The 549-nt window shown below is 43.0% G+C and carries 1 protein-coding gene; it reads right to left on the reverse strand.

From position 1 onward, the window contains the following. Positions 1–56: 56 nt before the first annotated feature. The coding region (locus H5125_RS22500) for a group II intron maturase-specific domain-containing protein (protein WP_310734207.1) at positions 57–549 on the reverse strand (493 nt) is incomplete at its 5' end.

A 549-nucleotide genomic window follows, 5' to 3' on the forward strand; every position in this document is an offset into this window, starting at 1 on the left:
ACTTTCACTGCACTAGGCTCAAGCCTCCACAAAGGTATCGTTTGATACCCAGCAACTTATAAAGCAGTGAGAGCAGGTTCATTCCAAGCGTTACGAGCTTGCCTTTTCGATTTTCTCCTAGCCAAGTATTCTTGGTATTGAGGATCGAATGGTATAGCCGCACTTCGAATTTTCACATGCCTCTCAATAGGCACTTTGGCTATTTGGAATAGATTGAATTGGCAATCCATATCCTTGACCTTCTGCCAACCGTGAAATTGCCATTGGCCTTTTCGGTTGATGAAGTATTTAAGGGCTACCCAAGTCTTAGACTTTGTTGGGTGACGCCTTACTGCCCAGAGCCATAACGAATAGAATAGTTTGTGCCCAACATACCCGAATACTTGTTTAGCAACACAATGACGATAATAATTCGCCCACCCCTTTAGTTTCGGATTTATCAGTTTGATAAGGTCGTTAACAGGGATGGTTGCGTGCTTTTTGATGAGTTCGCGCAGGTTACTCAAGAACAACAGCGTGTTGGATTTACTCGGTTTAATGAGCAATTTT

The sequence above is a fragment of the Shewanella sp. SR44-4 genome, from assembly GCF_014163715.1.
Classification (GTDB): domain Bacteria; phylum Pseudomonadota; class Gammaproteobacteria; order Enterobacterales; family Shewanellaceae; genus Shewanella.